Source organism: Micromonospora sp. NPDC050397, from assembly GCF_044901685.1.
Classification (GTDB): domain Bacteria; phylum Actinomycetota; class Actinomycetes; order Mycobacteriales; family Micromonosporaceae; genus Micromonospora_G.
In genome coordinates this window covers 444,221-458,253 of the sequence record NZ_JBJDPS010000005.1, presented here as the reverse complement: position 1 = coordinate 458,253, position 14,033 = coordinate 444,221, and the positions used below count along the sequence as shown (strand labels likewise).

At 70.3% G+C, this 14,033-nt stretch carries 6 protein-coding genes; 3 read left to right on the top strand and 3 right to left on the bottom strand.

The window, feature by feature from the left end; genetic code table 11:
• Nucleotides 1–85 precede the first annotated feature (85 nt).
• From ACI2K4_RS20890 to ACI2K4_RS20880, 3 genes are all read right to left on the bottom strand, one after another.
• Nucleotides 86–748 (bottom strand): response regulator transcription factor, encoded by a 663-nt coding sequence (locus ACI2K4_RS20890; RefSeq protein ID WP_404513355.1) that lies wholly within the window; start codon nucleotides 746–748, stop codon nucleotides 86–88.
• The gene (locus ACI2K4_RS20885; protein ID WP_404513354.1) at nucleotides 726–2,204 is read right to left on the bottom strand and encodes a sensor histidine kinase; all 1,479 of its coding nucleotides are present in this window, start codon (nucleotides 2,202–2,204) and stop codon (nucleotides 726–728) included. The genes ACI2K4_RS20890 and ACI2K4_RS20885 overlap by 23 nt, the downstream gene beginning before the upstream one ends.
• 347 nt (nucleotides 2,205–2,551) lie before the next feature.
• A complete protein-coding gene (locus ACI2K4_RS20880; protein WP_404513353.1) occupies nucleotides 2,552–11,077 on the bottom strand; it encodes a right-handed parallel beta-helix repeat-containing protein in 8,526 nt (2,841 codons plus the stop codon).
• A 273-nt stretch (nucleotides 11,078–11,350) separates the two neighbouring features.
• Between ACI2K4_RS20880 and ACI2K4_RS20875 the strand changes: the two genes are divergently transcribed.
• Genes ACI2K4_RS20875 through ACI2K4_RS20865 form a run of 3 tightly spaced genes read left to right on the top strand, consistent with a single transcriptional unit; the run spans nucleotide 11,351 to nucleotide 14,023 of the window.
• Nucleotides 11,351–11,824: a hypothetical protein gene (locus ACI2K4_RS20875; RefSeq protein WP_404513352.1), complete on the top strand. Its 474-nt coding sequence runs from the start codon at nucleotides 11,351–11,353 to the stop codon at nucleotides 11,822–11,824.
• Entirely contained in the window at nucleotides 11,757–13,367 is a 1,611-nt protein-coding gene (locus tag ACI2K4_RS20870; RefSeq protein ID WP_404513351.1) for a sensor histidine kinase, read from the top strand. Before ACI2K4_RS20875 ends, ACI2K4_RS20870 begins: the two co-directional genes overlap by 68 nt.
• Nucleotides 13,364–14,023 carry a response regulator transcription factor gene (locus ACI2K4_RS20865; RefSeq protein WP_404513350.1) on the top strand — a complete coding sequence of 220 codons (660 nt, stop codon included), beginning with the start codon at nucleotides 13,364–13,366 and terminating at the stop codon, nucleotides 14,021–14,023. The genes ACI2K4_RS20870 and ACI2K4_RS20865 overlap by 4 nt, the downstream gene beginning before the upstream one ends.
• The last annotated feature ends 10 nt before the right edge of the window (nucleotides 14,024–14,033 follow it).

Sequence of the window (14,033 nt, the reverse complement as noted above, 5' to 3'; positions counted from 1 at the left end):
AGCACATCGAATTCGATGTAGATACATGTTCTTTCGTGTACGAGACGAGCGAGTCATGCCCGCCGCCAGAAGGTGACGGCGGGAATCAGCTCGCGCGCAGGCGGTAGCCGAAGCCGCGCAGGGTTTCGATCACGTCCTCGCCGAGTTTTTTGCGCAACGTACTGACATAGACGTTGACCAGGTTGGTGCTCGGGTCGAAGTCGTAGCCCCAGGCGTGGGAGAGCAACTGCTCCCGGCTGAGCACTCGACCGGAGTGCCGGATCAGGGTTTCCAGCAGGGCGAACTCCCGCCCGGTCAGGGCCACGTCCCGGCCCCGCACGGTGACCCGCCGGGTCCAGAGATCCAGCCGTACGGGACCCGCGACCAGGACCCTCGGCTCGTCCGAGCCGACGTCGCGCAGTCGGGCCCGTACCCGGGCGAGCAGTTCCTCGAACCGGAACGGTTTGGTCATGTAGTCGTCGGCGCCCGCGTCCAGGCAGTCGACCACGTCGTGCACCCGGGCCCGACCGGTGAGGATCAGCACCGGCAGTCGGCGTCCCCGCTCGCGCAGCGCCCGGAGCACCTCCAGGCCGTCGCGGCCGGGCAGCCCGATGTCGAGCAGGAGCAGGTCGAAGTCGCCGGTCCGGCCGTACTGCTCGGCCTGCTCGCCGTCGGTGACGTGCACGGTCTGCCAGCCGTTGGCCTGTAGGCCCTTACGGAGGAACGACGCGATCTGCGGGTCGTCCTCAGCGATCAGAATCCTGGCCATCGTGCCAGCCCTCCCTCGTCTGTCGGGGTATCACCAGGGTGAAGGTGGCGCCGGCACCGGGCCGGCTGTGCAGTTCGGCCCGCCCGCCGTGCGACTCGGCGATCGCGCGGACGATGGAGAGGCCGAGGCCGGAGCCGGGGTAGCGCAGGTGCGCGTGGGTGCCCCGGCGGAACCGGTCGAAGATGTGCGCCTGGTCCTCCAGGGGCACACCGCAGCCGGTGTCGCGTACCCAGAGTCGGAACTCGGTGCCGGTCACGGCCGCGCCGAGCGCGACCACCTCGCTGTCCTCGGTGTGCCGTACGGCGTTGTCGGCGAGGTTGATCACCGCTTCGGTGAGCCGGTGCCGGTCGGCGACCACGATGCCGGCGCCCAGGTCGTCCACGTGCCATCGTCGGGGGGCCAGCGCGCTCAGTTTCACCGCCAGCTCCGCGACGAACAGCTCGACGTCGATCCGCTCCGGTTGCAGGAACTGCGGGTGCGCGACGTCCGCGAGCAGTTGCAGGTCGCCGACGATCCGCCCCATCCGCTCCAACTCGTCGGTGACCAACGCGATGGTGGACCGCCACTCCGGGAGATCGGTCTCCTCGGGGTCGAGCATGCTGAGGTTGCCCATCGAGATGGTCAGCGGGCCGCGCAGTTCGTGGCTCGCGTCGAGGATGAACTCCCGCTCCCGCCGGAAGACCGCCTCCAGCCGGTCGAGCATCGCGTTGAAGGTCAGCGCCATCTCGGCGGCCTCGCGCTGCCGACCCACCGGGATGCGCCGAGTCAGGTCCGACTGGGAGATCAGCCGGGCGGTCTCGGTGAGCTGCCGTACCGGGCCGAGCATCCGGCCGGTGAGCAGCCAGGCGCAGCCGGAGGCGAGCACGAGCACCCCGAGCACCGCACCGGCGCCGTACGTCTGCAGGTCGGCGATCTCCCGACGCTGGCTCACCGGCAGGATCGTCACCACGAAGGCGCCACTGCTCGCACCCACCCGGACCGGCAGGATCCCGTAGTACGCCTCACCGAGACGGGTCCGGTACGTGTCGATCGGTGGCAGACCGGCGCCCGGCGCGTACGAGCGCGCGGAGGTGGCGAAGACCCCCATGGTCGGTTCGGGTATCCGGTCGATCGGGAACCGAGTCAACGCGGCGTGGTGCAACTGGCCGTCGGCGAAGGCGAGCACCGCCTCCTCCTGACTCGGCACGTTACGCCGGAAGTAGGTGTCGAAGACCGGTTGTACGGAGGTGAAGGCGGCCCCGGTGAGGGGATCACGGCCGTCGGCGAGCAACCGGTTGATCTCCTGGAACTCCTGCTGCACCGCCTCGGCGACCCGGGTCTCCAGCCTGATCACCAGAACCTCGTGAACGGCGATCACGCAGAGCCCGCCGGCCAGGACGATCAGGGCGATGTACGAGAGCAGGATGCGCGTGTGGATGCTCCTGGCGACACGGGACCAGCCGGAGCGACCCAGCATCGGACAATCTCCTCCACGAAGCACTCGGCGGATGCGGTGGGCACAACCAGCTCACCACCACGTGTCGGCGCCCTAACGCATCGTACGTCCGAAGTAGAGGCATCGGGATTCATCGAATGGCTTGAGCAACTCGGCCGGCACTCGGCCACGAATGGCCGTTCCGACTAGCCTCTCTTACTCGATATCCCACCGTCATTCACGCATTGTTCAACTTCAGTTCATCTTCAAGGACGGCGGCGCTCACCCGACGCCCCAGCCGGGTGTAAGGAAGGGCCCCTTATTAACGCATAGCGTTAATAAGGGGCCCTTCCTTACACCTCAACGGCGAGGCGGATCAGCACGAGGCGTCAGCCAAAGGTGATCACCAACCGGGGTGGGTTGTCGCTTCCCTTCTCGCGACTGTTGAACGCCTGCTCCATCCCGTTGGCGTTCTCCACGCTGTCCCGGATCAGGAACCCGAAGTTGCCGGTCGCGTACATGCCGCCGACCTGCGTCGGAACCACCCACTCGCGGTAGCCGTTGCCCGACGCCGTGGTGGCCGCCGTGCCGGTGGTCGCCGGTTGGTTGTTCCACCGGACGTTCGCCTCGGACCAGGTGGCCCCGAGCGGGATCGCCTGCAACGTCCGTCCGGTCTTGTACGAGCCGGAGTAGAGCCGCAGCCGCGCGTCGACCACCTGGCAGCCCGACGGGATGGCCGGCAGGTTGAACCGGACCAGCACCCGGGCGTTGTTGCCCGACTTGCTGTCCACCTTGATCGACGAGTCCTGGCCGTAGTTGCTCGACGACGAGGACTGCAACACCCAACTGTCGGCGTTCGCCCCGAGCGTCACCGATCCCGGCGACGCGCAACTCGGCGGCGCGGAGACCGTCCAGGAGTACGTCGCCGGGGTGCCGTCCAGGTTGCCGGCCGGGTCGGTTCCGCGTACCCGGAACTGGTGGTTTCCGGCCACCATCCCGGTGTAGTTGACCGGAGAGACGCAGGCGCCGAACGCCGCCCCGTCGAGCGAGCACTCGAAGGTCGTGCCCGGCTCGTTCGCGGTGAAGGTGAACGCCGCAGTCGGACTGGTCGTCGTCGCCGGCGGGGTGCCGACGATCGAGGTCTCCGGCGCGGTCGTGTCCGGCGGTGGCTCCACCGTCCACTCGAAGACCGCCGGACTCTGGTCACCGGCCCCACTCCCGTTGACCGCCCGTACCTCGAACGAGTGGTCACCGACGGCGAGCCCGGTCAGCGTCCGGGGCGAGACGCACGGGGCGAACGCCGCCCCGTCCAGCGCGCACTCGAAGGTCGAGCCCGGCTGGCTGGAGCTGAAGGTGAAGGTGGCCGTGGTGCTGGTGGTGCTGAGGTCCGGCGCGGCGCTGATGGTGGTCTGCGGCGCGGTCGGCGTACCGGCCACCGTCCAGGAGTAGGTCGCCGGGGTGAGGTCGACGTTGTCCTCCTGGTCGACCGCCCGCACCTCGAACACGTGCGGCCCCGGCTCCAGCGCCGCCGGCAGGTCCAGGTTCGGATAGCCGTGCGGGCTGACACACTCCACGAAGTCGGCCTCGTTCTGGCTGTCGAGGCGGCATTCGAAGAGCAGTCCGGCCGGTGCGGTGACGTTGTCCGTACCGGAGAAGGTGAAGCTCGCCGAGGTGACCGTGCTCGGGTTCGCCGGCCCTGTGTTCACCACCGTCTCCGGCGGGGTGGCGTCCGGACCCGGGACCACCGCCCACTCGTGCTCGGCCATCTCCTCCTCGGTCGAGGTGACCCCGTCCAGGTCCACCGCGCGTACCCGCAGGTAGTGGTCGCCGATGGCCAGGTTGGCGAAGTCCGCCGGAGAGGTGCAGGTGGTGAACGGCGCCAGGTCGAGCGAGCACTCGAACCGGGCCACCGGCTCGTTCGCCACGAAGGCGAACGTGGCGGTCGTACTCGGATCCTCCGCCGCCGGTGCGACCACCAGGGTGACCACCGGCGGGCCGGTGATCGTCCAGGTCCGGGTGGCCGGCGTCGGTTCGACGTTGCCCTCCGCGTCCCGCGCCCGGACCTGGAACTCGTGCGTGCCGGGGAGCAGGTCCTCGTAGAGCACCGGGGAGACGCAGCCGGCGAACGCCGCCCCGTCCAACGCGCACTCGAAGGTGGCGTCCTCGTTGGCGAAGAAGGTGAACAACGCCGTACGAGCCGCGGTCTGGGCGGTCGGCCCGGCACTGATCGTGCTCACCGGCGGTACGCCGGGCGGCGAGAGCGCCACCACCCAGGTGTACGTCGCCGGTGTCGGGTCGACCTTGTCGGACAGGTCCACCGCCCGTACCTGGAACGTGTGCGTGCCCGCGGCCAGGTTGCCGTACGTCTGCGGGTTCTCGCACTCGGTCCAGGCGGCCTCGCTGGTGCTGTCCAGACGGCACTCGAACCCGAGGTCGAACAGTGCGGTGTTGTCGTCGATCCCGGTGAAGGTGAAGCTCGCCGAGGTGCTGTTGCTCGGGTTCGGCGGCTCGTCGACGATCAACGTGTCCGGTGGCGCGACCTCCGGCGGCGTCGGTGCCGAACCGTCGCAGGAGATCTGGTAACACTGCATCGGTTCGGTGTTGCCGGTGGCCCGGTTGCCACCGCCGTCGACGTTGCCGGTCTCCGCGTAGATGCCCCAGCCGCCGTTGTTGTTCGCCGTGTTGGCCGAGATCCGGTGACCGGCCTTGTTGACCGAGATGCCGTCACTGTTGTTGTTGCCGGCGGTGTTCCGGTCGATGACGTTGCCCGGTTCGGTGCTCTCCGGCAGCACCTCGGCCTCCACCGAGATGCCCTCGGAGGAGTTGCCACTGGCGGTGTTCAGGGTCACCACGTTGTTCAGCGACCCCGAGCCGAGCGCGATGCCGGTCGACGAGGAGTCGCTGGCGTCGTTCGACTCGATCCGGTTGCCGGACGACTGGTCCAGCTCGATCCCGGTGCTGTTGAACCGTACGTCGTTGCCGCGCAGTACGTTGTTCTGCGCCGCCTCCAGCGTGATTCCGCCGTCGCTGTGGTTGGTCACCACGTTCGCGATGGCGTCGTTCCCGCTGGACTCGACGATCGACAGGCCGGATTCGCTCTCGGTCAGCTCGTTGCCCTCCAACCGGTTGCCGTTCGACGCCGCCTCCAGGATCACCGCCGGGTCGGAGTTGTCGCCGACGGTGTTGCCGAGCACCGTGTTGTTGCTGGAGCCCTCCAGCCACAGCCCGGTCCCGCTGGACCCGGTGACCCGGTTCTCCTCGATCCGGTTGCCGCTGGCGCCCACCAGGTGGATGCCCTGGAGCGAACTGCCGGTGATCGTGTTGTTCAGCAGCAGGGCGCCCTGGGTGCCGCCGGCCAGCACGATGCCGGTCGCGTTCTGGGTCAGTTCGTTGCCCCGGACCAGGTTGCCCGCGCTGCCGTTGTCCGCGTCGACGAACTGGATGCCCGCCTCCTGGTTCCCGGTGAGGGTCAGGCTGGTGAGGATGTTGCCGGCCGTGCCGGCGTTCAACTGGAGGCCGTAGTCGAAGCCGCCGATCGAGCCGTTGGTGATCGTCACCTGGTCGTGTCCGTTGTTCCGGATGCCGACGCCCTGCCCGATTCCGTCGATCCCAAACCCGTTCAGGTCGATGGTGATGCCCGCCGCGCCGACCACCAGGCCGGCGTTGCCGCAGTTGGTCAGCCCGTTGGTGAGCAGCACGCTCTGGGTGAGCGTCTGGCCGCAGGTGACCTGCGTCGGCACCGGCGCCGGCCGAATCGACCAGGCGTGCGCCGCCGGGGTCGGGTCGGTGTTGCCGGCCGGGTCGGTGGCGCGCACCCGGAACTCGTGGTCGGTCGCCCAGAGCCCGACGTGGACCTGGGGCGAGACGCACGGGGTGAATGCCGAGCCGTCCAGGGAACACTCGAACGTCGAGCCCGCCTCGCTCGCCGAGAAGGAGAAGCTCGCGTCCGTACTGACGGTGGTGGCGTCGGGGGCCGAGTCGATCGTGGTGTCCGGCGGGGTGCTGTCCGCCGGGGCCGGCGAGATGGTCCAGGTGTACGCGGCCGGCGTCGGGTCGACGTTGCCGGCCAGGTCCACCGCCCGCACCTCGAAGACGTGCACGCCGAGCGCCAGCCCGGAGTAGGTCTTCGGGCTCAGGCACGGGCCGAACGCCGCGCCGTCGAGCCGGCACTGGTAACTCAGGTTCGGGCCGGGCGAGGCGTTGTCACTGCCCCGGAAGCCGAAGACGGCGACCGGGGTCGTGCTCGCCTGGTCCGGCGTGGAGAAGATGGTGGTGTTCGGCGGCGTCGAGTCCGGGCCGGGCGGCACCGCCGCCACGGTCCAGGTGTACGTCGCCGGGGTCAGGTCGACGTTGTCCGACGGGTCGATCGCCCGTACCTCGAACCGGTGCACCCCAGCGAAGAGGAAGTGGTACGAGGTCAGGCTGACACACTCGACCCAGTTGTCGACGTCCGGCGGCTGCGGCGGCTCACCGGGCTCCGGCTCGGGTGCCGGCGGGTCCGGCGGCGGGTCCAGCCGGCACTGGTAACGCAGCGCCGTGGGCGGGGCGACGTTGTCGGTGCCGGTGAACCCGAAGTGGATGCTGCCGAGACTGCTGCTCGGGTTCGGCGGCGTCGTGGTCAGCACGGTGTCCGGCCCGGTGAGGTCCGGTGCCGGCGGTTGGCCCGGCGTACCGGTGCCGCAGACCACGCCCCGGCACTGCTCCGGTTCGCCGTTGCCGCTGGCGACGTTGCCGCCGCCGTCGATGGTGCCCTCCTCGGCCGCGTCGATGCCGAACGCGGCGTTGTGGTGGACCACGTTGTCGGCCAGCCGGTGTCCGGCCTCCGGGACCGAGATGCCGTCGCCCTGGTTGCCGATCACCTCGTTCCGCTCGACCACGTTCGCGCCCAGCGGCACTCCCTCTGGGTCTACCGCCGCGCCCTCGACCGAGATGCCGCCGCCGGCCGAGCCGTTGACCACGTTGTCGATGACCCGGTTGCGCAGCGAGCCCGGCCCGACCGAGATGCCCGCGCCACCGGAGAAGCTGGCGTCGTTCCGCTCGACCAGGTTGTCGCTGGAGCCCTCCAGTTCCACGCCACCCGGGTTGTACCGGACGTCGTTGTCCCGCACCACGCTGCCGCTGGACCCGCCGAGCCCGATGCCGGAGTCGGCGGCCAGGTGCGAGACGTTCCCGATCACCTGGATCTCGTCGGAGTCCTCCACCGTCACCCCGGCGTCGCCGGTACGGGTCATCGTGTTGCCCTCGACCCGGTTACGGTGCGAACCCTCGGTGATGACGATGCCGCCGTCACCGGTGTCGGCGAGCGTGTTGCCGAGCAGCCGGTTGTCGCGGGCGTCCTCCAGCAGGAAACCGCCGTCACTGCCGACGGTCGGGTCGGCGGTCACGCCGCTGACCGTGTTCTCCTCGATCAGGTGCCCGCTGGCGTCCTGCATCCAGAGCGCCACCCCGAGGTTGCCGGTGAAGCTGTTCTCCGCCAGCACGCTGTTCTCCGAGCCGGCGACCAGGGAGACCCCGATCTCGTTGCCGGTGAACGTGTTGCCACGTACCTGGTTGGCGTTGCGGCCGTCGTCGGCGTTGGAGAGCTCGATCCCGGCGACCGCGTTGTCCCGTACGGTCAGCCCTTCGTAGAGGTTGAACCGGGAGCCGGCCATCACCGAGACGCCGTACGCGAACTGCTGCACGGTCCCGCCGGTGACCACCACGTTCTCGAAGCCGACGTTGCGTACGCCCGCCGGGCCGCCGAGTTCCGGCAGTTCGATCGGCGAACCCGGCTGACCGGGGAAGTAGCCCGGCCCGTCGACGGTGTGCCCGTCGAGGTCGATCTCGATGTTCGGCGCCCCGACCACCAACCCGTCCAGCGGACAGTTGGTCAGGTCGTTGAGCAGACGGGTGCTCTGGGTCAGCACCTGCCCGCAGGTGACCGTCGTCGCGACCGGGGCCGGCGGGGCCGGCGGCTGCGGTGCTCCCGGACCGTCGAAGCGGAGTACGAGCTGCGGCACCTGCGGCGGTTCGGCGATCGTGTTGCGCGAGGCGAACGAGGAGTCGTCCCCCTCACCCTCCTCGGCCGAGTCCCGGATCAGGAAGCCGTGGTTCGGCGCCCCGCCGAGCATCGCCGCGACCTGGCCGGTCACGTTCCACTCCCGGAACCCGGAACCGGAGCCGGTGGTCGCCGCGACGCCGACGGTCCCCGGCTGGTTCGCCCAGGTCACCTGCATCTCGGACCAGGCGGCGCCGATCGGGACCGCCTCCAGCGTCCGACCCACGTCACCGTTCGCGTGCATCCGCAGGGTCGCCCCGGTCAGCTCGCACGCCGCCGGCACGTCGGTCGGGAGCGGGAACCGGATCAGCGTACGGGCGTCCTCGCCGGGCGCCCGCGACCGGACACTGAGCCCCTCGGCGATGCCGAAGTTCTCCTGGGTGTTCGACTCGTCGATCCAGGCGTCCGCGTTCGCGCCGAGGATCACGTTCGAGGCGTCGCAGTCGGCCGGCGAGCCAACCGTCCAGGTGTACGTCGCCGGGGTCGGGTCGATGTTGTCGCCCTCGTCGATCGCCCGTACCTGCACGGTGTGCGAGCCGGTGGTCAGGTTGGAAAAGCTCCACGGGCTGGCGCACTCCAGCCAGGCCAGCTCGTCGGTGCTGTCGATCCGGCACTCGTACTCGAGCAGGTTGGTCGGGGTCAGGTCGTCGGTGCCGAGGAACGAGAACATCGCCGTACGTCCCGCGCTCGGGTTCGGCGGGGTGCTGGCGAAGGTCGTCTCCGGGGGCGTGATGTCGTCGCCGCCGGTGAAGATCCAGACCGCCGGGGACTGGTCGACGTTGCCGGCCCGGTCGATCGCCCGTACCTCCAGGGTGTTCTGCCCCAGCTCGATGTCGAGCAGCTCGTACGGGTTCGGACAGCCGACGAACATGAACTCCGGGTCCGGCGGCTCGGTCGGGTCCGGCGGGTCCGGCGGCTCGGTCGGGTCGTTGGTGAGCACCCGGCACTCGTAGAGCAGTTCCGCCGCCGGGGTGACGTTGTCGGTGCCGGCGAAGGTGAACGTGGCCCGCTCGGCCGCGAAGGTGGGGCCGGACGCGACCGATGTCTCCGGCGGGGTCAGGTCGGCCGCCGGGAACGGTCCCTCGTGTTCGAGCGCGCCGATGTCGCAGGTGGTGTTCTTCGGCCGGGTGACCCCCCGCTGGTCGACGGTGGCACACGGGGCGACGCCGCCGTCCAGGGCGAAGCTGTCGTCCTGGATCGCGTGTGTCATGGACGGGCCGCCGTTGTCCGCGATCGCGTCGATCTTCGGTTCGCCCGCGTTCGACCGGTCCCGGCTGCCGCGCAGGTAGCAGGAGTCGGCGCTGTCCAGGTTGCCGCCCTCGGAGCCGACCGCGAAGCTGCACTCGGGGCTGTAGAGGTTGCCGGCCACGATGGTGTTGCGCAGGATCACCGACGGGCTCGGCTCGACCGGGTAGTTGACCGAACCGCCCGGCTCGTCGCCGATACCGGCGCCGTGCGGCGCGACGTTGCGGTTGATGGTCACGTTGACCACCCGCAGTCCGGCGTCCGCGTCGGTGTAGAGACCACCACCGGCAACCTGGGCCACGTTCCCGGACGAGGTGGTGTTCTCGATCAGCGCCTCGGCGTCGCTGGCGTTGTAGATGCCGCCGCCGTACTGGCTGGCCCGGTTGTCCCAGAAGGTGGAGCCGGTGATCTGGAGCGTGCCGTCGGCGACGTTGGCGAAGCCGCCGCCGTGCTCGGCGCTGTTCTGGCTGACCGTGCTGTCGATGATGGAGAAGGCGCCGCTGCCCTGGCTCTCGATGCCGCCGCCGTCGGCCGCCGCGGTGTTGCCGGTGACGGTGAGCCGGGTCAGGGTGACCCGCATACCGTCGTTCTCCACACCACCGCCGCCCGCGTCCGAGCTGTTGTCGCGTACCAGGGCGTCGGTGACGGTAACCGGCCCGCCGGAGTGGATGGCGAGCCCACCGCCCTCGGCGATCGACTCGTTCTCGGTGAACGAGGCGCCGGTGACCGTCGCGCCACCGCTGCCGCCGAGGTAGAGGCCGGCACCGCCGCCGTCGCCGGAGACCGGGTCACCGGCGGAGTTGCCGGTGAAGACCGTGTTCCGTACAGTGCTGGCCCGCTCCGAGTCGGCCAGCACACCGCCGCCGCTGCCGTGCGCGGCGTTGCCCGAGACGGTGCCCCGGGTGAGCGTGAGCCGGGTCTTGGAGACGCTGCTGATCCCGCCGCCGTCGGCACCGGCGGTGTTCTGGGTCAACGCGGTGTCGGTGACCGAGAGCTCGACCTCGTGCTGGTTGGAGATGCCACCGCCGTCGCCGCCGGTCGCGTTTCCCCTGATCGTGGCGCCGGTGATCTCGACCCGGCCCTCGCCGTCGAGGTCGATCCCACCGCCGGAGACCCCGGCGTAGCTGTCCAGCACCGAGACGCCCTGTAGCCGGAGCACCCCGCTCGTCTCGCTGAGCACGGCACCGCCGCGCTCCACGTCGTACCCCTCACGGAGGGTGACTCCGGAGACGGTGACGTTGCCCGCGCTGTCGTGGATCTCGAACAGCCGGTCCAGGCCCCGGCGCTCGGCCGGGGAACCGGCCGGCGGCTGGCCGCCGTCCACGATGGTGCCGGCCGCGCCGGCACCGATGATCGAGAGCGGGCTGAGGATGTCGAGGTCGCCGGTGTCGTCGCCGTTGTCGCCGGCCGGTGCTCGGGTGATCTGGTACGTCCCGGCCGGCACCTGGATCGTGTCGGCCGGCAGGGTGGCGTTCGCCTCCTGGATCGCGGCGCGCAGCGTGCAGGTGTTGGCGCTGGTCCGGCAGATGCCGTTGCCGATGTTGACGTCGACCGCGTCGGCGGTGCTGTTGACGGTGAAGGTGACCGCCCAGACCGGCTGTACGGCGATCATGGTGGCCAGCAGGGAGAGCACCCCGATGACCGGAACCAGGATCCGGCGGCGTCTCGTTCTGCCGCCGGACCCGCGTCTTAACGTTGTCGATGGACTTATCTCGGTCATGCCGCCCCCACGGTCGGTCCGCTACCAGTTGGCGCCAGTGTTCAGAAGATCCATAAACCGGGGCTCAGCCGAAGGTGAGAACTTCTTTATCTGGCCTCCCGGCCCTGAGCTGGGCAGGATCGTCGATGAGAGGCTTCTCATGCGGCTCTCACCGCCAGGTCATCGGCGTTCGGCAACCTTGGTCCGATGAGCACACAGAAAGTCGCCACCGGCATCGGGTTGGCGGCGCTGGTGGGGCTGCTCACCGGCGTCGGGCTACCGGCGCTGCTGCCCCCGGACCCGGTACCGGCGATCCAGATCATCAGTCCGGCCGCACAGACCAGGACCGACGACGGGGTCCGCGATCCGGTCGACCAGACCGGCACCGCGAGCCTCGGCCCAGCCCAGACCGGAGACGATGATGACGACGACGCCGGCCAACCCGCCCGGGGAGGCGACGACGACGGACCAGCGGGAAACCCCTCCGGCGGAGGAGACGACGACGCCGGGGAACGCGACGACGACGCCCCCGCACGGAACGACGACGCCCCCGCACGGAACGACGACGCCGGGGGACGTGACGACGACGCCGCTGAGCGGAACGACGACGACGATGACGATGACGACGGCGGCGAGGACGAAGGCGGCGGCGAGGACGAAGGAGACGACGGGGACGACTGATCCGTCCGGTCGCCCCTGGCCCCGGTTGCTCGGGCTCGGGCTGCGGCTGCGGCTGCTCGGCTGGGCCCTCGCCCTGCTCGCGGTGGCGAGTCTCGCCTCGGTGGTGGTCATCCGTCAGGTGCTGCTCAACCAGCTCGAGAACCGGATCGGCACCGACATGCGCCAGGAGGTGACCGAGTTCCGTCGGCTGGTCGGCGGTCGCGACCCGACCAGCGGGCAGCCGTTCGGCACCGACCTGCGGGCGATCGCGGACACGTACCTGCTCCGCAACGAGCCGCAGGCGGGCGAGATGGTGCTGGTGCTGGTGGACGGCGTGTTCTACCGGGCGACCGAGGCGGCGCCGTACGACCTGAGCGGCGACGCCGCGCTGATCCGTGGCTGGTCCCGGCTGACCGACAGCGCGTACGGCCAGATCGAGCGGACACCGGCCGGCTCGGCCCACTGGCTCGCCGTACCCCTGATCATCGACGGCGCGGTACGCGGCCAGGTGGTGGTGGTCGAGTTCGGCGCCGAACGGCGGGCCGACATCGACCGGGCGATACGGCTGATGGCTCTCGCCTGCCTGCTGGTGATCGTGGTGGTCGCCGCCGGTGGCTACCTCGCCATGGGCCGGGCGCTGCGTCCGCTGCGGACGGTCACCGAGACCGCGCGCACGATCGAGGAGACCGACCTCAGCCGCCGGATCGAGGTCACCGGGACCGACGAGGTCGCCGACCTGGCCCACACGTTCAACGGGATGCTGGGCCGGCTGCACCGCGCGTTCGCCGCCCAACAGACGTTTGTCTCCGACGCCGGCCACGAACTGCGTACCCCGATCACCATCGTCCGGGGCCACCTGGAGCTGATGGGTGACGACCCGGACGAGCGGGCCGAGACGATCGCGCTGGTCACCGACGAACTGGACCGGATGAACCGGATGGTGAACGACCTGCTGATGCTCGCCAAGGCCGAGCAGCCCGACTTCCTGCACCCCGACCACGTGGAGGTCGCCCTGATGATGCACGACGTGTACGCCAAGGCGGTGGCCCTGGGCGACCGCGAGTGGCGAATCGGCACGATCGCCGAGGTGACCGTCTGGGCCGACCGGCAGCGGCTCACCCAGGCGCTGATGCAGCTCGCCCAGAACGCGGTCCAGTTCACCGGCCCCGGCGACTCCATCGAGATCGCCGCCCGGGTGGAGCATCCCGGCCAGGCCGAGCCCGGCCGGGTGCTGCTGACCGTACGGGACACCGGGGTGGGCATCGAGCCCGAGGACCGGGAGCGGATCTTCGCCCGGTTCGCCCGCGCCGAGCACGCGCGGGCTCGCGCCGAGGGTGCCGGGCTCGGCCTGGCGATCGTCGCCGCGATCGCCGAGGCGCATCGGGGGACCGTGGCGGTGGAGAGCATTCCGGGCGCCGGCTCAACCTTCACCCTGGTCCTGCCCGCCTCCTCGGTCCTGCCCACTTCATCCGTCCTGCCCGCTACATCCGTCCTGCCCGCGACCGTCGCCCCGGCGGACCTCGCCCCTGCCGATGTCGACCCGGGACGGGGGGCGGACCGGTGAACCGGGTACTGATCGCCGAGGACGAGCCCCGGATCGCCTCCTTCCTGACCAAGGGCCTGCGTGCGGCCGGGTACGTCACCACCGTCGTGACCAGCGGCATCGAGGTCGCCGTCGCGGCCCGTAGCGGCGACTTCGACGTACTGATCCTGGATCTGGGGTTGCCCGGTCAGGACGGGCTGGCGGCGCTGGCCCAGATCCGGGCCCGGGGTGAGCGGCTGCCGGTGATCGTGCTGACCGCCCGGGACGCCGTGCCGGACCGGGTGGCCGGGCTCGACCTCGGTGCCGACGACTACATGACCAAGCCGTTCAGCTTCGACGAGCTGCTGGCCCGGGTACGGGCCCGGCTGCGCGAGCACGGGCAGGCCACCCCGACGGTGGTCCAGGCCGGACCGATCCGGCTCGACCTGGTACGGCGTACCGCGACCGTGAACGGGGAACTGGTCGAGCTGACCGGCCGGGAGTTCCTGCTCGCCGAGACCCTGCTCCGGCATCCCGGCCAGGTGCTGAGCCGGGAACAGCTCCTGGACCGGGTCTGGGGGCTGGCGCACGATCCAGGATCGAACGTGGTCGACGTCTACATCGGTTACCTGCGCCGCAAGCTCGGCACCAACCTGATCCAGACCGTACGCGGCATCGGCTACCGCCTCGCCGGCTGAGGTGTAAGGA